Origin of the sequence: Amycolatopsis iheyensis, assembly GCF_024703995.1 — a bacterium.
Taxonomy (GTDB): Bacteria; Actinomycetota; Actinomycetes; order Mycobacteriales; family Pseudonocardiaceae; genus Amycolatopsis; species Amycolatopsis iheyensis.
The window spans coordinates 38,914-58,673 of the sequence record NZ_JAMXQV010000022.1 but is presented as its reverse complement, the minus strand read 5'-3'; the positions used below and the strand labels follow the sequence as shown (position 1 = coordinate 58,673).

17 protein-coding genes are annotated in these 19,760 nt (G+C 71.2%); 10 read left to right on the top strand and 7 right to left on the bottom strand.

Features of this window, described 5'->3' with window-relative positions; all coding sequences use genetic code 11:
• Position 1 precedes the first annotated feature (1 nt).
• Both M8542_RS34505 and M8542_RS34500 read left to right on the top strand, forming a co-directional pair.
• Positions 2 to 967, top strand: coding sequence for a GlxA family transcriptional regulator (locus M8542_RS34505; RefSeq protein WP_257924507.1), 966 nt, complete (start codon positions 2 to 4; stop codon positions 965 to 967).
• 66 nt (positions 968 to 1,033) lie between these two features.
• Positions 1,034 to 1,660, top strand: coding sequence for a response regulator (locus M8542_RS34500; protein ID WP_257924506.1), 627 nt, complete (start codon positions 1,034 to 1,036; stop codon positions 1,658 to 1,660).
• Here the strand turns inward: M8542_RS34500 and M8542_RS34495 are convergent.
• A complete protein-coding gene (locus M8542_RS34495) occupies positions 1,641 to 5,033 on the bottom strand; it encodes an indolepyruvate ferredoxin oxidoreductase family protein (RefSeq protein WP_257924505.1) in 3,393 nt (1,130 codons plus the stop codon). The genes M8542_RS34500 and M8542_RS34495 overlap by 20 nt on opposite strands.
• Positions 5,034 to 5,184: 151 nt before the next feature.
• Between M8542_RS34495 and M8542_RS34490 the strand changes: the two genes are divergently transcribed.
• A complete protein-coding gene (locus M8542_RS34490) occupies positions 5,185 to 5,631 on the top strand; it encodes an Lrp/AsnC family transcriptional regulator (RefSeq protein ID WP_257924504.1) in 447 nt (148 codons plus the stop codon).
• 204 nt (positions 5,632 to 5,835) lie between these two features.
• Positions 5,836 to 7,056: an HNH endonuclease signature motif containing protein gene (locus tag M8542_RS34485; protein ID WP_257924503.1), complete on the top strand. Its 1,221-nt coding sequence runs from the start codon at positions 5,836 to 5,838 to the stop codon at positions 7,054 to 7,056.
• Positions 7,057 to 7,117: 61 nt separating this feature from the next.
• Here M8542_RS34485 and M8542_RS34480 read toward each other — a convergent pair whose 3' ends face one another.
• The 3 genes from M8542_RS34480 to M8542_RS34470 form a co-directional block, all read right to left on the bottom strand.
• Positions 7,118 to 8,113, bottom strand: a complete 996-nt coding sequence (locus M8542_RS34480) for a hypothetical protein (protein ID WP_257924502.1) — start codon at positions 8,111 to 8,113, stop codon at positions 7,118 to 7,120.
• Between the two features lie 77 nt (positions 8,114 to 8,190).
• Positions 8,191 to 9,816, bottom strand: coding sequence for a thiamine pyrophosphate-binding protein (locus tag M8542_RS34475; protein ID WP_257924501.1), 1,626 nt, complete (start codon positions 9,814 to 9,816; stop codon positions 8,191 to 8,193).
• Positions 9,813 to 10,586, bottom strand: coding sequence for a cyclase family protein (locus M8542_RS34470; protein ID WP_257924500.1), 774 nt, complete (start codon positions 10,584 to 10,586; stop codon positions 9,813 to 9,815). Before M8542_RS34470 ends, M8542_RS34475 begins: the two co-directional genes overlap by 4 nt.
• A 121-nt stretch (positions 10,587 to 10,707) precedes the next feature.
• Here M8542_RS34470 and M8542_RS34465 point away from each other — a divergent pair, with 121 nt between their 5' ends.
• From M8542_RS34465 to M8542_RS34450, 4 genes are all read left to right on the top strand, one after another.
• Entirely contained in the window at positions 10,708 to 11,103 is a 396-nt protein-coding gene (locus tag M8542_RS34465) for a GntR family transcriptional regulator (RefSeq protein ID WP_257924635.1), read from the top strand.
• Between the two features lie 12 nt (positions 11,104 to 11,115).
• Positions 11,116 to 12,000: an ABC transporter ATP-binding protein gene (locus M8542_RS34460; protein ID WP_257924499.1), complete on the top strand. Its 885-nt coding sequence runs from the start codon at positions 11,116 to 11,118 to the stop codon at positions 11,998 to 12,000.
• On the top strand, positions 11,997 to 12,974 hold the full coding sequence (locus tag M8542_RS34455; RefSeq protein ID WP_257924498.1) for an ABC-2 membrane transporter-related protein: 978 nt from the start codon (positions 11,997 to 11,999) through the stop codon (positions 12,972 to 12,974). Before M8542_RS34460 ends, M8542_RS34455 begins: the two co-directional genes overlap by 4 nt.
• A 188-nt stretch (positions 12,975 to 13,162) precedes the next feature.
• Positions 13,163 to 16,018 carry an RICIN domain-containing protein gene (locus tag M8542_RS34450; RefSeq protein WP_257924497.1) on the top strand — a complete coding sequence of 952 codons (2,856 nt, stop codon included), beginning with the start codon at positions 13,163 to 13,165 and terminating at the stop codon, positions 16,016 to 16,018.
• On the opposite strand, the gene M8542_RS34445 is transcribed toward M8542_RS34450, so the two are convergent.
• The gene (locus M8542_RS34445) at positions 16,015 to 16,860 is read right to left on the bottom strand and encodes an SAM-dependent methyltransferase (RefSeq protein WP_257924496.1); all 846 of its coding nucleotides are present in this window, start codon (positions 16,858 to 16,860) and stop codon (positions 16,015 to 16,017) included. The genes M8542_RS34450 and M8542_RS34445 overlap by 4 nt on opposite strands.
• 78 nt (positions 16,861 to 16,938) lie before the next feature.
• Entirely contained in the window at positions 16,939 to 17,121 is a 183-nt protein-coding gene (locus tag M8542_RS34440; protein ID WP_257924495.1) for a hypothetical protein, read from the bottom strand.
• Positions 17,122 to 17,330: 209 nt separating this feature from the next.
• Between M8542_RS34440 and M8542_RS34435 the strand changes: the two genes are divergently transcribed.
• Both M8542_RS34435 and M8542_RS34430 read left to right on the top strand, forming a co-directional pair.
• Complete coding sequence (locus M8542_RS34435; protein ID WP_257924494.1) at positions 17,331 to 18,059, top strand: sugar phosphate isomerase/epimerase family protein; 729 nt, start codon at positions 17,331 to 17,333, stop codon at positions 18,057 to 18,059.
• Positions 18,056 to 19,159: a Gfo/Idh/MocA family protein gene (locus M8542_RS34430; protein ID WP_257924493.1), complete on the top strand. Its 1,104-nt coding sequence runs from the start codon at positions 18,056 to 18,058 to the stop codon at positions 19,157 to 19,159. Before M8542_RS34435 ends, M8542_RS34430 begins: the two co-directional genes overlap by 4 nt.
• On the opposite strand, the gene M8542_RS34425 is transcribed toward M8542_RS34430, so the two are convergent.
• On the bottom strand, positions 19,156 to 19,743 hold the full coding sequence (locus M8542_RS34425) for a TetR/AcrR family transcriptional regulator (protein ID WP_257924492.1): 588 nt from the start codon (positions 19,741 to 19,743) through the stop codon (positions 19,156 to 19,158). The genes M8542_RS34430 and M8542_RS34425 overlap by 4 nt on opposite strands.
• Positions 19,744 to 19,760: the final 17 nt, after the last annotated feature.

The window sequence follows — 19,760 nt, the reverse complement described above, 5'->3', positions numbered from 1 at the left end:
GGTGCGCACCCGGCCCGTTCTCGTCGTCCTCTACGACGACGTGCGCCTGCTCGACGTCTCCGGCCCGCTGGAAGTCTTCGCCGAAGCCAACGAGCACGGCGGCCGGTACGACCTGAAGACCGCGTCACCCGGCGGCGCCGACGTCCGCGCCAACACCGGGACGCGCCTGGGCGCCGACCTCGACCTCGCGCAGGTCGACCCGCGCGGCGCGACCGTGCTCGTCCCCGGCGGCCCCGAGTGGGTCCGCACGATCGCCGACGCCGAGCTCATCGCGCAGATCCGCCGGCTGGCCGGCGGCGCGGACCGCACGGCGTCGGTGTGCGCGGGCGCGTTCGCGCTCGCCGCGGCCGGTGTCCTCGACGGCCGCCGCGCCACCACCCACTGGGACCTCGCCGGGCAGCTCGCCCGCCGCTTCCCGCTCGTGCGGGTCGACGCCGACGCGATCTTCGTCCAGGACGGCCCGGTGCTCACCTCGGCCGGCGTCACGTCCGGGATCGACCTGGCCCTCGCCCTCGTCGAGGCGGACCTCGGCGCCGAGGTGGCGCGGCTGGTGGCCAAGCACCTGGTGGTCTTCCTGCAGCGCCCGGGCGGGCAGTCGCAGTTCAGCGTCCGGCTGGAGACGGGCCGCCCGCGCACCGAGGTGCTGCGCGGCGTGCTGGACTCCGTCGCGGCCGACCCGTCGGCGCCGCACACCGCGGCCACCATGGCCGCCCGCGCCGGGGTCAGCCCACGCCACCTCACCCGGCTGTTCCACGACGAGCTCGGCCGCACCCCGGCGCGGTTCGTCGAGCAGGTCCGGCTGGAGTTCGCCCAGCAGCAGCTGGAGCGCACGACCGACCCGCTGGACGTCGTCGCGCGCCGGTCGGGCTTCGGAACGGCCGAGACGCTGCGCCGCGCCTTCGCCCGCGGCCTCGGCGTGACGCCGAGCGACTACCGCGCCCGGTTCCGGACCACCGGGGTCGGCTGAACCGGTCCTGCCCCCGATCCGTGCATCCAGGCAGGGAGAGGACGTGGAGGCGAGGAGGCGGCCGTCGTGCGGATCGTGATCGCGGAAGAGGACGCCCTGCTGCGGGAGGGGCTGGTGCTGCTGCTGCGCAGCGAGGGCTTCACCGTGGCCGCCGCCGTCGACCACCCCGGCGACCTGCTGGCCGCCGTCGAGGAGACCGCACCCGACCTCGCCGTCGTCGACGTCCGGATGCCACCGACGTTCACCGACGAGGGGCTGCGAGCCGCCCTCGACGCGCGACGGCTGGTGCCGGGGCTGGCGATCCTCGCGCTGTCGGCGTTCGTCGAGGACGGCTACGCCGGCGATCTACTGGCCGCCGGCGGGGGCGGCGCCGGGTACCTGCTCAAGGAGCGCGTCGGCAAGCCGGACGAGTTCCTCGACGCCCTGCGCCGGGTCGCCGCGGGAGGCACGGTCCTCGACCGCGACGTCGTCGCCGTCCAGCTCGCCCGAAGACGCCCCGGCGACGCGGTCGCCGCGTTGACCGACCGCGAATGCGAAGTCGTCGCGCTGCTCGCCGAAGGCCACTCGGTGCCGACGATCGGGCGGCTGCTCGGCATCGGCACCGCGGCCGCCCGCCGGCACGCCGGGGACGTCAGCGCGAAGCTGCGCGTCCCCGACGAAGCCCAGGCGATGCTCAGCTATTTACGAGCGTGAGCAGCTCGGCCTGCTTCTCCCGGTACTTGGCGACGTTGGCCAGCTTGACGTCCTCGTAGCCGCGCACCAGATCCGGCAGCTCGGCCAGCGCGAGCACCCGCGCCCGGTCGACGTTCCCGGCGCGGAACGCCTGGGTGACCACACCGCGGTAGTCGTCGATCAGCTCGCGTTCGACCCGCCGCACGTGCGCGCGGCCGAACGGGTCGAGGCCGGTGCCGCGCAGCCGCCGCAGCCCGTGGAGCAGCCGGAACGCCGGGCGGAACCACGGACCGAGGCTGATCTTGCGCTTCATCCCGAGCGCGCGCAGCACCGGCGGGTGCAGCCGATAGGCGTACGTCGTGTCCTCGCCGAACTGGTCGGCCAGGCCCGCGGTGAACGCCGGGTCGAGCGAAAGCCGCGCGACCTCGTACTCGTCCTTGTACGCCATCAGCTTGTACAGGTGCTTCGCGACGGCTTCGGTGATCTCCGTCGGCCCGTCCTCCCAGACCCGCACCTGCTCGACAAACTCCGCGTAGGCCCGCGCGTACCGCTCGTCCTGGTAGGCGACCAGGTCCGGCAGCCGGACGTCGAGCAGCCGCGCCAGCTCCGACCCCGGCTCCGCGTGCACCAGCTTCCGCGCGGCGGGCTGCTGCACCGTGCGCGCCTTCGCCGGGGCGTTCGTGAGGGCCTCGGGCTCGGCCACGAGCTGGCGGCCGCGGCGGAAGGCCTGCAGGTTCGCGGCCACCGCGGTGCCGTTCAGCTCGATCGCGCGCTCGATCACCGCGGCGGGCAGGCCGATCGCGCCGGTCTGGAAGGCCGCGCCGAGCTGCAGCACGTTGGCGAACTGGTCGTCGTCGAACAGCTCCTCGGCCAGGCCGCGCGCGTCCAGCGACACCGTGCGTTTCGCGGCCGCTTCCAGCGGCGCGAGCACGCTGCCGGGGTCCGGGAAGGACACCGTCGTGTCGACGACCATCCGGCCGGTCGGCACCTCGGTGGTCGAGACGACGGCGGTGGTGCGCGCCGCGTCGGCCACGCCGAGGTTGGCCGCGTCCGCCCCGACCAGCGCGTCGCACGCCAGGTAGAGGTCGCATTCGCCGGTGGCCAGCTTCGGCGCCTGCTCGACCGGTTCCGCCGTCACCTTCAGGTCGGACACCACCGCGCCGCCCTTCTGCGCGAGCCCGGTCTGGTCCAGCGTGCGCACGTGCCGGCCGTCGAGCACCGCGGCGGTGGCGAGGATCTGCGTCACGGTGACCACGCCGGTCCCGCCGATCCCGGTGATCCGCACGGTGAAGTCGGTTTTGGCGGCGGCGGGCGCCGGGACGGCATCGGCGGCCAGCTCACCGAGCTTGCGGCGCTGCTTCTTCCCGGTCGGGACCACCGTGACGAACGACGGGCAGTCGCCGGCCAGGCAGGAGTAGTCGACGTTGCACGACGACTGGTGGATCGCGGTCTTGCGGCCGAACTCGGTCGCGACCGGCTGCACCGACAGGCAGTTCGACTTGGTGCCGCAGTCACCGCAGCCTTCGCAGACGCGCTCGTTGATGACCACGCGCGTCGTGGGCGTCTCCTGCTTGCCGCGACGGCGCTTGCGCCGCTTCTCGGCCGCGCACTCCTGCTCGTGGATCAGCACGGTCACGCCCTTGACGGCGGCCAGTTCCTCCTGGGTGGCCAGCAGTTCGGCGCGATCGCGGACGTCGACGCCGGCGGGCAGCTTGCGACGCTTGATCCGCGCGGGCGCGTCGCTGGTGATGACGACCCGCTTCGCGCCTTCGATGAGCAGCAGCTCGGCGATCTTCTCGACGGGCAGCCCGCCGACGGCGTCCTGGCCGCCGGTCATCGCGACCGCGGAGTTGTAGAGCAGCTTGTAGGTGATGTTGACGCCGGCCGCGACCGCCGCGCGCACGGCGAGGCTGCCGGAGTGGGTGAACGTGCCGTCACCGATGTTCTGGACGAAGTGCTCGGCCTCGACGAACGGCGCCATGCCGATCCACTGGGTGCCCTCGCCGCCCATCTGCGTCACGCCGAGAACGGTGCCGACCTGGTCGGGCTCCATGAACAACGCCATGGTGTGGCAGCCGATCCCGCCACCGACCAGCGTGCCTTCGGGCACCTTCGTCGACGAGTTGTGCGGACAGCCCGAACAGAAGTACGGCGTCCGCGCGAGCAGCGGCACCGAGATGCGCTCACGGCGGCGTCGCGCTCGGTAGGCGTCGACGGACGCGATGCCTTCGGGCAGCCGCCGGGCCAGGCCGGTCGCGATGCCGTCCGGATCCAGCTCGCCGAGCTCGGTGAACAGCGTCCGGCCGTCGCGGTCCTTCTTGCCGGTGATCGCGGGCGCGCCGGCGACGCCGTAGAGGACCTCTTTGAGCGCGGACTCGACGAACGCGCGCTTCTCCTCGACGACGACGATCTCGTCGAGACCCTCGGCGAACTCGCGGACGATCCCGGGTTCGAGCGGGTGGATCGCGCCGAGCTTCAGCACGCGGATCCCGTGCCGCGCCAGCGCTTCCGCGTCCAGGCCGAGGCTGCGCAGGGCCTGCTGGAGGTCCAGGTAGGACTTCCCGGCGGCGACGATGCCGATCCGGTCGGCCGGTCCTTGTCGCGTGATCCGGTTGATGCCGGCGGCGCGCAGGTAGTCGAGCACGAGCGGCAGGCGGACGGTGAAGAGGCTGCGCTCCAGCTCGGCGAGGCTGGTGCCGAGCAGCCGCGACGTCGGCGTGTGGCGGTAGCCCTTTTCCAGCTCCGGCGTGGTCCACTGTGGACTCACAGTGGCCGTGCCCGACGCGTCGGCGACATTGGCGACGACCTTCAGCGACGTCCACACCCCGGCGGCCCGCGACAGCTCGACCGCGTGCATGCCGAGGTCGAGCACGTCTTGGGAGTCGCTGGGGTACAGGATCGGGATCGCCAGGTCGGCGAGGGCGAGCTCGGACGCGCACGGGACGGTCGAGGACTTCGCGTTCGGGTCGTCACCGACCAGGGCCACGGCGCCGCCCCGCGGGTCGGTGCCGGCCAGGTTGGCGTGCCGGAGGGCGTCGCTGGCGCGGTCGAGGCCGGGCGCCTTGCCGTACCAGAAGCCGGTGACGCCACGCCGCCCACCGGCGCCCGCGACGAGCTGGCTGCCCATCACCGAGGTCGCGGCCAGCTCCTCGTTGAGCCCGGGCCGGTGCACGACGTCGTGCTTCTCGAGCAGCTTCGCGCGGCGCCCGAGTTCGAGGTCGTAGCCGGCCAGCGGCGAGCCCTCGTAGCCGGAGACGAACACGGCGGGATCGCCACCGCGGGCGCGGTCGTGGCGGACGCGGTCGAACAGCAGCCGGACCAGGGCCTGCACCCCGGTCAGGTGCACGATCCCCGCTTCCCGCAGGTAGCGGTCCTCCAGCGTGAACGTCTCCACGGCGCGGCTCCTCTCATTGTGCTTCCCGGCACACTGCGACGCGGGCCACATCCACGCAACAGGCCACAGCGGTTTGAGACTCTATACGCAAACTTCGGTGGCTCTTCGCTTCGGTTGGCTTGTTTTTTTGCGTCGAGTTACGCTCCGGCGCATGACCGATGACCTGCTCGACGCTACTGACCACGAGATCCTCGGGCTCCTGCGCGAGGACGCCCGGCGGACGCTGTCCGACATCGCCGGTCGGGTCACGCTCTCCACGGCGGCCGTCAAGCGGCGGATCGATCGGCTGCGGGAGACTGGTGTCATCACCGGGTTCACCGTTCAGGTCGATCATGCCAAGCTCGGTTGGGGGATTGAGGCCTTCACCGAGCTTCGGTTCGTCGGGAATACCAAGGTTGCCGAGATTCTTCGTACTACCACTCGGATGCCTGAGGCTCAGGCTGTCTTCACCATTGCTGGGGATCCTGATGCTCTTGTTTGGTTGCGGGTTCGGGATATGGCTCATCTTCAGGCGACCATTGATGAGATTCGGCGGCATCATCAAGTTACTGGGACCAAGACTTTGATTGCTCTCGAGTCTTGGGCTCGGGGGAGTTGAGACTTTACTGATACGGCTTCGCCGGGGCGTGGGGAATCGGCGCCCTGTGGTTGTTTGGTCTTGTGGCTGGTAGCGCCGATTCCCCACGCAACGAATCTCTCCCTAGCTTGCTGCTGTGGCTGGTGTTCTGTGGCCCGGACAGTTCGTTAACCTGCCACCCCTTCGTGTGATGAACTGGTGTTCGAACCCCGGTATTCTTGGGGTGTGGACGGAAACTTCGCCTGGCAAGCCGATGCGGTCGCCCTCGCCGACCGGATCGGCACCCTGCTGGGCGTCGTGCGGGCCGCCGAAGCCGAGCTTGGGTCGCTGCTCGTGGAGATCGAAGCCCGCGGTGTGCTGGAACTCTTCGGCTATCGCTCTGTTCCCCACCTGCTGGCACAGCTGGCCGATATTCCCAAGTCGGCCGCCGAGAAGCTCGTCAAGCGTGCTCGGGCTCTCAATTCCTTCCGCGCTCTGGACGGCACCCCGATCCCGGCGATCGCTCCGGCGACGGGCTCTGTTGCTGCGGCAGGCTCGCTGAGCAACCCGATGATCGACACGATCGTCGAGGCGTTGACCCAGATCCCGCCCGAGCATCGCGAGGAAGCCGAGCAGAGCCTGCTCAGCTTCGCCGAGGACTCCGGGCACAAGCAGGTCGCGGCCTTGGGCGCGCGGATCGTGGCCCATCTGGACCCCGATGGTGCCGAGCCCGACGAGACAGAACCCGCTACCCCACATCGGGAACTCTCGCTACGGCGGAAAAGAACCGGTGTCTGGGAATTGTCGGGCCGTCTCGACGACGAGACCGGCACCCGGGCCAGCGCGCTGCTGGACTCGCTGGCTCAGCGGCGCGGTGCGGATGACCACCGTTCCCCGATGGAGCGTTACGGCGACGCGTTCTCCGACGCCATCGACCTCGCGTTGGATGCCCCGGACCTGCCGAAGCAGGCGGGTGAGCGGGCCCATGTGATGGTCACCATCCCGCTGGAGAGCTTGAAGTCCGGCCTCGGCACGGCCCTGCTGGGTGACACCGGCACGATGAGCGCGGCCGAGGCCCGGATTCACGCCTGCGACTGCAAACTGATCCCGGCGGTCCTGGACTCGGCCAGCGCCCCTCTTGATCTGGGCCGTGCTCGTCGGCTGATCCCCACCAGCATCCGCAACGCGCTCTACCTGCGTGATCGCGGCTGCGCCTTCCCCGGCTGTCACCGCCCACCACGGCATTGCCAGGGTCATCACATCCGGCACTGGGCCGACGGCGGCCCCACCGACCTGAACAACTTGGCGTTGATGTGCGCTCACCACCACCGGTTGCTGCATCGCTCCGGTTGGGAGGTCCGCATCGCGGCTGACGGGCTACCAGAGTTCCTCCCGCCGGTCTGGGTGGACAAGCGCCGACAACCCCGGCGCAACAACCTCCACCAACCCATACCCACCGCAGCCTGAGACAACCGAACACGGGACAGGCCCGCAGCCAACCGGCTACGGGCCTACACCCACGCAGACTTCAGCCGCGGAGCAAAACTCCCGACCGACGCTCCCGCTCGAAGAAGAACTCCGGCCACTCAAGAGAGTCCGGCGGCGCGTCCACAGCGGCAGCGCGCCTCCGAAGCTCGTTCATGTAGTCCGTATCCAACACCGCCCGCGCCGAGAGCGGCTCCCGCAGCAAGAGATCAGCCGGCCCCTCGTACAGGTACGCGTCCACCCCGGGATAGCCCCGCGTGCCCGGCGGATACTCCCGGCTGGTCGGAAAGTACGACGCGTCCAGCGTCCCCAGCCAAGAACCCTGCATCGGCACCAAAGCCGGCCAGGCACCCAGCCGCCGCTCCAACCGCGCGTTGTCCGTCGTGAACCCGTAGTGATCCGCCACGACGTACGCCGCGCCCGGGTATTCACGCTCCAGCTGGGACACCGCGCCGCTGCCGCCGTTGTGGGTCAGGTGCCCCAAGCCGAACAGCATCAGCACCTTCCGGTTCTTCTGCAGCACCTGCGTTTTCACCACCGACACGATCGACGCGTCCCGGTCGTGGAACGGCTCCGCGTCCGCGGGAGTCCGGACCTGGCTCCAGTCGATCGGGGGGTCGCAGGCCAGCACGCGGATCTTTCGGTCCGGTGGCAACGACGCGTTGACCTGGCGCACCAGGGCGAAGAGCTGCTCGTAGAACGTCGAGAATCCGCAGCTCGGCTGCGTCGTGTCGCGCCAGACGTGGCTGATCTCCGGCACGTCGCCGCCGAGGATGTAGGCGTCCAGCAGGGGCTGGAGGCGCGAGTTACCGCACTCCACCGCGATGTCGGTGAGGCGGTCCGGGAACCGGGGGTCGCGGACCAGGTCGAACACGAACGTGCCCGGGTCCGGGCTCGACTTCGCGACGATCGTGTGCGTGTCGAATGCCTTCAGCGCCGCGCCCACGGCGTCGGGTGGGTGCGGCTGGCCCGCGTCCGCGGGGGCGGCCAGCAACGCCGCCGCCGCGCACGTGGCCAGGATGATTCGGAACAAGCGCATGACGGAACTCCCCAGAGCCGAATACCTGCTGTCTTAGGACTATAAGACAACTCGGCCGGGGTGCTGTCAAGGCGGGGTCAGTGCCGGAACGCCTCCGCGAGCCACCACGAGCCGCCGTCGTCGGCGATCTTCGCGTCGATCACCAAAGGGGCGTCGCGTGGGCCGGTCAGCCATGCGCGCACCGCGAAGAGGTCCTCCGGCGAGCGGACCGTCACCCCCTCACAACCGAAGCCGCGGGCCGTGGCCGCCAGGTCCGAGTCCGGGAAGCGGACCGTCGTCATGTCCGCGTCGCCGAAGTGGTGGATCTCCGCGCCGTACGCCGCGTCGTTGTAGACGATCACCACCAGTGGCAGGCCCAGGCGGACCGCCGTGTCCAGTTCGGACAGTGCCATGTGGAAGCCGCCGTCGCCGGTGCCCAGCACCGGGAGGCGGTCCGGGCGGGCCAGTGCCGCGCCGATCGCCGTGCCCAGGCCCAAGCCGATGCTCTGGAACGCCTGCGTGAAACAAAACCCCTGCTCGTCGGGCACGGACAGGTAGGCGCTCGGGTAGCCCATGAAGTTGCCCGAGTCGATCGAGACGATCCGTTCCGCCGGCAGCAGCTCGTCCAGCAGCTTGCTCAGTGTGCGCGGGTCGATCCGGCCCTCGCGGGTCAGGTCTTCGTGCTCGACGTCCGTCCAGTGGCCCGCCGCGATCCGGGCGGCGACCTCCTCCGTGCGGTAGCCGACCGCCTGGTGGTCGCCCAGCTCGCTCAGGACGTCTTCCGCGGTGCAGCCCGCGTCGCCGACCACGCCGAGGTCGATCGGGCGGTGCGCGCCGAGAGCGCTCTGCTCCAGGTCGACCTGGACGAGGTTCGCGTGCGGGCTGAGCAGCTTGCCGTGCCGCGTCGTCCACATGTTCAGCGCGCACCCCCAGCCGACCACCAGGTCGGCGCCCACGATCAGCTCCGCGGCCGTCGGTGACGCGAACCCGCCCGAGATGCCCAGCGCGAACGGCTCGTCGTGGAACAACCCGTGCGCCACCGCCGAAGTCGCCAGCAACGCGCCGGAACGCGCGGCCAGCTCCTGCAACGCCTTCCGGCTGCCGCGGGCGCCGCGGCCCGCGATGAACACCGGCCGCTGTGCCGCGATCAGGAGATCCGCCAGGTCGGCCGCCGCGCCGATGTCCGGCCGCATCGGGGCCGGGCCGGGGATCGACGGCAAGTTTTCCGGGGGAGTCGCGGGCTGGGCCTGGACGTCCAGTGGCAGGTTCAGCACCACCGTCCGGCGCTCCTGCCGCGCGGTCCGGAAGGCCCGCACGGTGTCCGCGACCGCGCTCGCGGCCGAATGCACCCGCTCCGGCACCGCGCCGACGGCCTTGGCCAGGCCGTCCTGGTCGATCCGGAAGTTCGACAGCACCGACGCGCCCGCGGAGTCGGCCGTGACGACCAGCATCGGCGTCCGGCTCTTGGCCGCCTCGGTGATGCCGGTGACGGCGTTGGTCAGCCCGCAGCCCTGGTGCAGCGACAGCACCGAAACCTTGCCGCTCATCCGCGCGTAGGCGTCGGCCATGCTCGCCGCGCCGCCTTCGTGGCGGGCGGCGACGAACCGGACGCCGCCCGCGCGCAGCGCGTTCGTCACCTCGAAGTTGCCGCTGCCCACCACCCCGAACGCCGTGCCGACGCCGAGGCCGGCCAACGTGCGGCCGACGAGTTCGGCGACGTTCACCGCTCCACCAGGGCCAGCACCCGGGCCGGGCTGCCCGAGCCGCCGACGATCGGCAACGGCGAGACCAGCAGCAGCACCCCGGTCGGCGGCAGCGAAGCAAGGTTCTGCAGCTGCGTCAGGCCGTGCTTGCCCGCGCCCAGCAGGAGTTCGTGGCACGGGAACATCGGCTCCAGCGCGGGCGCCTGACCGGCGTCGGTGCCGACGGTCTCCACACCGAACCCGGTGATCGGCGCCTCCTCGGCGAGCCAGCGCGCGCAGTCGGCGGAAACGCCGGGCGTGTGCGAACCGGCTTCGTCGGCGTTGAGGAACGCCTCCTGGTCGGCGCTGTGGACGTCCCAGCCGGTGCGGTAGAGCAGCCAGCCGCCGTCAGGCAGCGGGCCGTGCTCGGCCGTCCACTCGCGGATGTCGTCGACCGAGAGCAGGAAGTCCGGGTTGCCGGCCGCCTTGGCGGAGAAGTCCAGTACGACCGCGGGCGCCACCAGCGTCTTCAACGGCACCTGCGAGACGTCGTGACCGTCCTTTCCGGACACCCAGTGCACCGGGACGTCGAGGTGGGTGCCGGTGTGCTCGCCGGTGTGGATGTCGTTCCAGTACCAGCGCGGGCCGCGCTCGTCGTAGCGGCTGATCTCCTCGAGCCGGAACGGGATGGTGTTGGCGAACGGCTCCGGCAGCTGGAGGATCGGCGTGCTCGAGCTCAGGGGAGCGGTGAGGTCGACGATCTCGATCGCCCCTCCGGTGATCGCCTTGCTCAGCCCGTCCAACAACGACATGCCTGCCTCCCGGTGCCGGTGTGCGTCTCGATCGAGCCCCTATGCCCGCCCGGGCCTTCTTGACAGCGGCGTGTTCCCGGGTGTTGTCTTAATGTCGTAAGACAATAGGAGGGTGGACGGGGTGATCGAGTTCGTCCTGGACGGCCGCTCGAAGGTGGCCACGTACATGCAGCTCGTGGTCCAGGTGAAGCAGGCCCTGCGGGTCGGCCTGCTGCGCCCGGGCGACCAGCTGCCGAAGGTGCGCGAAGTGGCCCAGGCGCTGGCGATCAACCCGAACACCGTGCTCAAGGCCTACCGCGAACTGGTCCTGGAGGGGCTCGCGGAAGGCCGGCCGGGGGTGGGCACGTTCGTCACCGGCAGCCTCGCCGGGCCGTCACTGGGCAGCCAGGCGAGGCTGCGGGACGAGCTGGTGGCCTGGCTGGAGCGCGCCGAAGCCGCGGGGATGTCGCCCGACGACGTCAACGCACTGATCGAGACCACGTTGCGCGGCACACCGGTGCCGCACGAGCAGTCGTAGGGGAGTTCCGGGATGGAACCGGCAGTCGAGGCCCACGGACTGGGCAAGCGGTACGGGCGGAACTGGGCGTTGCGGGACTGTGCGCTGGAAGTGCCGTCCGGGCGGATCGCCGCGCTGGTCGGCCCGAACGGCGCGGGCAAGACGACGCTGCTGCACCTGGTCGTCGGGCTGTCGCGGCCCGACGCGGGGGAGGCACGCGTGTTCGGCCGCGCCCCGCGGGACATGCTCGCCGAGATCGGGTTCGTCGCGCAGGACACCCCGCTGTACCGGGACTTCACCGCGGCGGAGCTGGTCACCATGGGCGGCAAGCTGAACCGCCGCCGGTGGGACACCGCACTGGCGCGGGAACGGCTCGCGATGCTCGGCATCCCGCCGGACCAGCCGGTGGGGAAGCTGTCGGGCGGGCAGCGCGCGCAGGTCGCGCTCGCGCTGGCCCTGGCCAAACGACCGCGGCTGCTGCTGCTCGACGAGCCGATCGCCAGCCTGGACCCGCTGGCGCGCCGGGAGTTCATGCAGACGCTGATGGGCGCGGTGGCCGAGAGCGAGACCACCGTGCTGCTGTCGTCGCACCTGCTCGCCGACCTCGAACGCAGCTGCGACTACCTGATCGTGCTGCAGCGATCCCGCGTCCAGCTGACCGGAGCGGTCGACGAGCTGCTCGAGACGCACCGCACGCTCGTCGGCCCGCGGGCGGGCAGCGAATCCATCGCCGGCGTCGCGAAAGTGGTGCGCGCCAGCCACACCGAACGCCAGTCGACACTGCTGGTGCGCCGCGGCGACGGCCCGATCGATCCACTGTGGACGGAGCACGAAGTGACCCTGGAGGACCTGGTGCTGGCCCACCTCGCCGAAGCCGGGACGCGCGTGGCCGCGTCGGCCTGGGAGGTGCCGGCATGATCTGGCTGACCTGGCGCCAGCACCGCAAGCAGGCGCTGTTCACGCTCGTCGCTCTCGGCGTGCTCGCCGCGATCATGGTGCCGACGGGCCTCGCGATGCACGCGAAGTACGACAGCCTCGGCCTCGCGGCGTGCCGGGCGGCGCTCGGCAGCGCGTCGCTGATCACGCAGACCGAGTCGCTGTCGGACTGCGCGAGCCTGGGCCACCAGTTCCAGGAGCAGTTCAGCGGCATGGTGTTCGTGGCCGTGTTGTTCGTGGTCCTGCCGGTGCTGGTCGGCGTGTTCTTCGGCGCGCCGCTGATCGCGCGTGAGATCGAGCAGGGCACCCACCGGCTGGTGTGGACGCAGGGCGTGAGCCGGCTGCGGTGGGCGCTGGTGAAGTTCGGCCTGGTCGGCGCGATCACCGCGGTGCTGGCGGTCGGGTACGCGCTAGGCGTGTCGTGGTGGTTCCGGCCGCTGGTGAGCGCGACCACCGGCAGGCTGACGTACATCTCGTTCGACGTCCAAGGGGTCGTGCCGATCGCGTACACGCTGTTCGCGCTCGCACTGGGGGTCTTCGCGGGGGCGTTCTGGCACCGCGTCCTGCCCGCGATGGGCATCGCGCTGGTCGGGTTCGCGGCGGTCCGCGTCGCGATCGAGGTCCTCGCCCGGCCGCGGTACCTGCCGGCGCAGGCCCTGACGTTCTTCCCGGACGGCACGCAGACCCCGAACCCGGCGTCGGGCGACTGGGTCCTGAGTCAGGGCGTCCGCAACGCGGCGGGGGAGATGGTGCTGCCGAACGCGGAGCTGGGTCCCTGCGGCCCGCAAGGCTGCGGCCGGGCGATGAACGAAGTGGGCCCGGGCGCGTACAACTGGCTGCAGTACCAGCCGGGCGACCGGTTCTGGGCGTTCCAGGGCATCGAGACCGGAATCTTCGTCCTGCTGGCGGCGGCGCTGGTGTTCTTCGCGATCCGCCGGCTGCGCACGATCGCCTGACCTGAAGCGCCCCAATGTGGCCTTCGGTGCGTCAGACGCACCGAAGGCCACATTGGGTGCGTCTGACGCAACCAAGGCCACATTGGGGCGCTCGGGGCGAGCACCGACGAACGGCGGATTTACAACGTTGTATCCACCCGGTACAACTGTTTTTACAACGTTGTAAATGAGACCGGAGGCTGGTCACCGTGTCGCTGAGCCGTAGGCAGTTCGTCACCGGAGCCGTTGCCGCCACGCTGCTGACCGGCGTCAACCCGGGCACGGCGGGTGCCGCCGCGCGGGCCTGCCGGAAGGTCGCGCCCGCGAAAGGCGGCCTGTACGCCCCCAACGCCGCGCCGCTGAAGCCCGCCGCCTTCCTCAAGCTGCCGCCCGGGGCCGTCACCGCGCGGGGCTGGCTCGCCGGCCAGCTGAAACTGCAGCTCGACGGCCTCTGCGGGCACTACGCCGAGACGTCGCACTTCCTCGACTTCGCCACCAGCGGCTGGGTGCACCCCGAACGCACCGGGTGGGAAGAGGTGCCCTACTGGCTGCGCGGGTACGTCGACCTCGCGGCCGTCACCGGCGACGCCACCGCGCGGGCCACCGCCAAGAAGTGGCTCGACGCCATCCTCGCCACCCAGCAGTCCGACGGCTTCTTCGGGCCCACCGCCCTGCGGACCGCGCTCAACAACGGTCCCGACTTCTGGCCGTACCTGCCGCTGCTGCAAGCCCTGCGCTCCTGGCAGGAGTACACCGGCGACACGCGCGTCATCCCGTTCCTGACCCGGTTCCTCAAGTACATGAACGCCCAGGGCAAGAGCGCGTTCGACTCCAGCTGGGTGTCCGTGCGCTGGGGCGACGGCCTCGACAGCGTCTTCTGGCTGTTCAACCGCACCGGCGACGCCTTCCTGCTCGACCTCGCCGACAAGATCCACGCCTATGGCGCGAGCTGGGTGAACAACCTGCCGAGCCTGCACAACGTCAACATCGCCCAGGGCTTCCGGGAACCCGCCCAGTACGCCCTGCGCTCGGGCGACGCGAACCTGACCCAGGCCACCTACGCCGACTACAACACCGTCATGGCCACCTACGGCCAGTTCGCCGGTGGCGGCTTCGCCGGCGACGAGAACGCGCGACCCGGCTTCGGCGACCCGCGTCAGGGCTTCGAGACCTGCGGGATCGTCGAGTTCATGGCCAGCCACCAGCTGCTCACCCGGCTGACCGGCGACCCCGTCTGGGCCGACCGCTGCGAGGACCTCGCGTTCAACTCCCTGCCCGCCGCGCTCGACCCGGCCGGGCGCGCCGTCCACTACATCACCAGCGCGAACAGCGTCGACCTCGACAACGTGCCCAAGAGCGAAGGCCAGTTCCAGAACGGCTTCGCGATGCAGGCCTACCTGCCGGGCGTCGACCAGTACCGCTGCTGCCCGCACAACTACGGCATGGGCTGGCCCTACTTCACCGAAGAGCTCTGGCTCGCCACGCCGGACAACGGGCTCGCGGCGGCGATGTACTCGGCCAGCAGCGTCACGGCGAAGGTCGCGGGCGGCACCTCGGTGACCATCACCGAGGACACCACCTACCCGTTCTCGGAACAGATCACCTTCACCGTGCGGACGCCGAAGCGGCTGGCTTTCCCGCTGTACTTCCGGATTCCCGCGTGGTGCGCGGCGCCGCGGCTGGTCGTGGCCGGCGCGACGGTCGCGGCCGCCGCCGGGCCGACGTTCGTGAAGGTCGACCGGACCTGGGCGGACGGCGACGTCGTCACCTTGACGCTCCCGCAGCGCACGACGACGCGGACCTGGGCCGCCAACCACGACTCCCTGTCGGTCGACCACGGCCCGCTGACCTACTCGCTGAAGATCGGCGAGAGCTACCAGCAGATCGGCGGCAACGCGCAGTTCCCGGAGTACGCCGTGCACGCGACGACGCCGTGGAACTACGGCCTGACCGCCGGCGCCGCGCTCACCTTCGCCGCGGCCGGCGGGACGCTGCCGGCGAACCCGTTCACGCCGGACACCGCGCCGGTGAAGATCACCGCGTCCGCGCGGAAGATCGCCGAGTGGACGGCGGACGACCAGAACGTCGTCACGCCGCTGCAGGCGTCACCCGCGCGCAGTGACGCGGCGGTCGAGACGGTCACGCTGATCCCGATGGGCGCGGCCCGCCTGCGCGTCACGTCGTTCCCGACGGCGGACCCGAACGGCCACCCGTGGTCGCCGGGCGGCGGGGGAGCGGGCTTCCGGATCGTGAACCGCAACTCCGGCAAGGTGCTGGGGGTCGATCAGATGTCCACCGCGGACAGTGCGCGGGTGGTGCAGTTCGCCGACAACGGCACCGACGACCACGTCTGGCACCTGGTCGCAGGCGGCGACGGCTGGTACCGGATTCGCAACCACCACTCCGGCAAGGTGCTCGGCGTGGACCAGATGTCCACTGCGGACAGTGCGAAGGTCGTCCAGTTCACCGACAACGGCACCGCGGACCACCTCTGGCAGCTGGTCGACAACGGGGACGGCTGGTGGCGGCTGAAGAACCGCAACTCCGGCAAGGTGCTGGGCGTCGACGGGATGTCCACCGCGGACAGTGCCCAGGTGGTGCAGTTCGCGGACAGCGGCACGGCGGACCACGTCTGGCGGCTGGTCCCGGACGGCCGGGTGCGGATCGAGAACCGCAACTCCGGCAAGGTGCTCGGCGTGGACCAGATGTCCACAGCGGACAGTGCGCGGGTCGTGCAGTTCGCCGACAACGGCACCGACGACCACCTGTGGACGTTCGACCCGGCCGCCGACGGCTGGTTCCTCATCCGCAACGTCCACTCGGGCAAGGTCCTGGGCGTCGATCAGATGTCCACCGCGGACAGCGCCATCGTCGTCCAGTTCACCGACAACGGCTCGGCCGACCACCTGTGGCGGGTGCGTGACGACGGCAGCGGGTGGTTCCGGATCGTGAACCGGAACTCCGGCAAGGTGCTCGGCGTCGACCGGATGTCCACCGCGGACAGTGCCCAGGTGGTCCAGTTCGGGGACACCGGCACCGCCGACCACCTGTGGCGGCTGCGCTAACGCTTGACGCCGACGATCCCGGCCACGCACTTCGCCGACTCCGACAGCGGCGTGAGCCGGGGACCGTCGGGCCACCACTCGTCGCACACGGCCAGGCCGGGTCCCGAGGTCGCGTTGGGCTGCAGGATCTCCAGCCCGGGCAGCATCGACTCGATCTCGGCGCGGGTGCGGAACCGGCCCGCGCCGAGCGGGCCCTGCACGAGGATCTGCTCGATGCGCTTGGCGATCGCGGTCAGCTCCGGCACCTCGGGGTCGTAGAAGTGCGACAGCACGACGTAGGAACCCGGGGCCAGCGCGTCGATGTACTCGCGCATGACGTCGACCGCGCCGTCGCCCTCGAAGTGGTGCATCGTGCCGACGTGCAGGAGCGCGACCGGCTCGGAGAAGTCGATGTGCTGCCGGACATCCGCGTGGGTCAGCACCGCCTCCGGCTTGAAGATGTCCGCCTCGACCATGTGCGTGAAGTCGTTCTCCACGAGCAGCGCCCGGCCGTGCGCGAGGACCACCGGGTCGTTGTCGACGTAGACGACCGTGTTGTCCTTGTCGATGCGCTGGACGATCTGGTGCGTGTTCTCCGCCGTCGGCAGCCCGGACCCGCAGTCGAGGTACTGCCGGATCCCGGTCTGCGCCGCCAGCATCCGCAGCGCGCGGTTGTGGAAGCCGCGGTTGCCGCGCGCGATGTCGACCGCTTCCGGGACCGCGCCGCGGATCTTCTCCATGACCACGCGGTCGACTTCGTAGAAGTTGTTGCCGCCGAGGAACCCGTCGTAGATCCGCGCGATGCTCGGCCGGTCGGGGTGGACTCCCACCGGCGTCTGGCTCGGGGACGGGGCGTCGGACATGGCGACCTCGCAAGTACTTCGGCGGGCGGCGTTGGGCCACCCAGCGTAGTAGGTCGCGTCCGCGCGGTGAACCCGAGGTCAGCCGCTCGGGCGTAGCCGCTGGTCGGGGATGTCGTCGGCGCGCTCGCGGCGCAGCCGTTCGAGGTGCTGCTCGATCCGCCGGTCGAGGTCGCGCGCGGCCTCGGACAGTTCCGTCAGGTCGCGACGGGACGTCGTGGGCCCGACGGCCCCCGTGTCCACTTCGTCCCCTGCCCTGTCCACTACCGGCACCTCCTGGATCGGATCGGCCCTGACCCCCTGTCATGGCGTTACTGCCCCAACGCGCGCTCGCCAAAACAACCGGGCTCGTGACGTCCGGCACGCCGGCGTGCCGCCGTCCGGTGGACCGGCCCGGAAATCCCTGGCCCCAATTTTGACCAAGTGGTAGAAATTGGGGGTCAGGTGCCACCGGTGACCCTCTGGAGCTGGGGATGAGCGAGCTTTCCGTGCAGCTGTACTCGGTCCGCGACGCCTTCGCGGCCGATCCCGCCGACACCCTGCGGCGGCTCGCCGCGATCGGCTTCACGCGGGTGGAGCCCTACGGCGTCGTCGAGAACGTCGAAAGCCTGCGGGCCGGCCTGCCCGCGAACGGCCTGGCCGCGCCGACCGCGCACGCCCGGCTGATCGGCGCCGACCAGGCGGCCGTCTTCGCCGCGGCGGCCGAGCTCGGCATCGGGCTGGTGATCGACCCGCTGGTCAAGCCGGAGCAGTGGCAGGACCCGGCCGACATCGCCGCCACCGCGGACGCGCTCAACGCCGCCGCGAAGGTCGCGGCCGAACACGGTGTCGCCGTCGGCTACCACAACCACTGGTGGGAGCTCGAGTCCCGGATCGACGGCCGCAGTGCGTTCGAGGTCCTCGCCGACCAGCTCGACCCGGCCGTCGCGCTGGAGGTCGACACCTACTGGGCCACCGCGGGCGGCGAGGACGCACCCGCTTTGCTGCGCCGGCTCGGCGACCGCGTCCGCGCGATCCACGTCAAGGACGGCGGCCTCGCCACCGACGCCTCCGGCCAGGTTCCCGCCGGCCAGGGCCGGGTCCCGGTCGCCGACGTCCTCGCCGCCGCGCCGGACGCGTTGCGCGTGATCGAGTTCGACGCCTACGACGGGGACCTCTTCGAGGCCGTCGCCGCCAGCCACGCGTTCCTGGTCAACCGGTGAGCGGCGGGCCGGTCGGCGTCGGGATCGTCGGCGCCGGCGTCATCAGCGGCACCTACCTCGAGAACCTCACGAGCTTCCCGGACGTCCGCGTGCTGCGGGTCGCCGACCTCGACACCGAGCGCGCCGCGGCCCGCGCGGCCGAGTACGGCGTCCCGCGCTCGGGCACGGTGACCGAGCTGCTCGACGACGCCGAAGTCGAGATCGTCGTCAACCTGACCATCCCGGCCTCGCACGTCGACGTCGGCCTCGCCGCGCTCGAAGCGGGCAAGCACGTCTGGGCGGAGAAGCCCCTCGCGCTGGACCGCCAGACCGGCCGCAAGCTGCTGGATCGCGCACGGGAGAAGAACCTGCGCGTGGCGAGCGCCCCCGACACCGTCCTCGGCGCCGGGCTGCAGACCGCGCGCCGGGCCGTCGACGCGGGCCGGATCGGGCGGCCGCTGACCGCGTTGGCGTTGTTCCAGGTGCCCGGGCCGGAAAGCTGGCACCCGGCGCCGGAGTTCCTCTTCCAGGCCGGCGGCGGCCCGCTGCTCGACATGGGCCCGTACTACCTGACGACGCTGGTGCAGCTGCTCGGCCCGATCCGGCGCGTCACCGGGGCCGGCGGGCGGGCGCGCGACACCCGCGTCATCGGGTCGGGGCCGCGGGCCGGGACGGAGTTCCCGGTGACGGTGCCGACCACGGTCACCGCGCTCGTCGAGTTCGAGCGCGGCGGCTCCGCCCAGCTCGTGCTGAGCTTCGACTCGGCGTTGAAGCGCGCCGGGTTCGTCGAGCTCACCGGCACGCTCGGCACGGCCGTGCTGCCGGACCCCAACCGGTTCGACGGCTCGACGGCGCTGCACCTGCTCGGGCACGCCGAGCCGGAAGAGCTGGCGCCGCAGGGGCACTCGGCGTCGCGCGGCACCGGCACGCTCGAGCTGGCGCGAGCCATCCGGGCCGGGACGCCGGAACGCGCGTCCGGCGAGCTGGCCTACCACGTGCTCGACGCGATGCTGGCCATCGACGAGTCCTTGACGCGTGGGCAGTCCGTCGAAGTCACGAGCAGCGTCGAGGTGCCGCCCGCGCTCCCGCCGGGCTGGGACCCGGCCGCGAAGACCCTCTAGAGCGGGACGGTGAGCAGGTTCTGCAGGCAAAACCGCAGCGAGCCGACGAGGTCCACGTCGCCGGGCACGGTCAGCCACTGGACCTGCAGGCCGTCCATCAGCGCGATGAACGTCAGCGACGCCATCGCGGGGTCGACGCCCTCCCGCAGCTCTCCGCGCGCGGCGAGGGCTTCGAACGACTCGTGCACGCCTTCGCGGGCGGCCCGGTAGTGCCGCTCGAAGTACGCGTGCGCCGGGTGGTCCGGGGACACCGCCTCGGCCGCCAGCCGCGAGTAGAGGTCGACGATCCCGGGGTGGCGGACGTTGTGCTCGGCGAGCGCGACGAAGTGGCGCAGGACGTCGAGCCCGGGCGGCACGGTCAGCTGCTCGCGCTCGGAGTCCTCGGCGTCGCGCCGCTCGAGCACCGCGGCGAGCAGGGCTTCCTTGGTGGGGAAGTAGTACAGCAGCCCGGCGTGCGAAATCCCCACGCGCTTGGCGATCTCGCGCAGCGACGAGCCGTGGTAACCGAGCTCGCCGTAGGCCGAGGCCGCCGCCGTGATGATGTCCTCGCGGCGGATCCGGCCCTTCAGGTAGCCCCCGGTCACGGGGTCGCGGTGGTCTC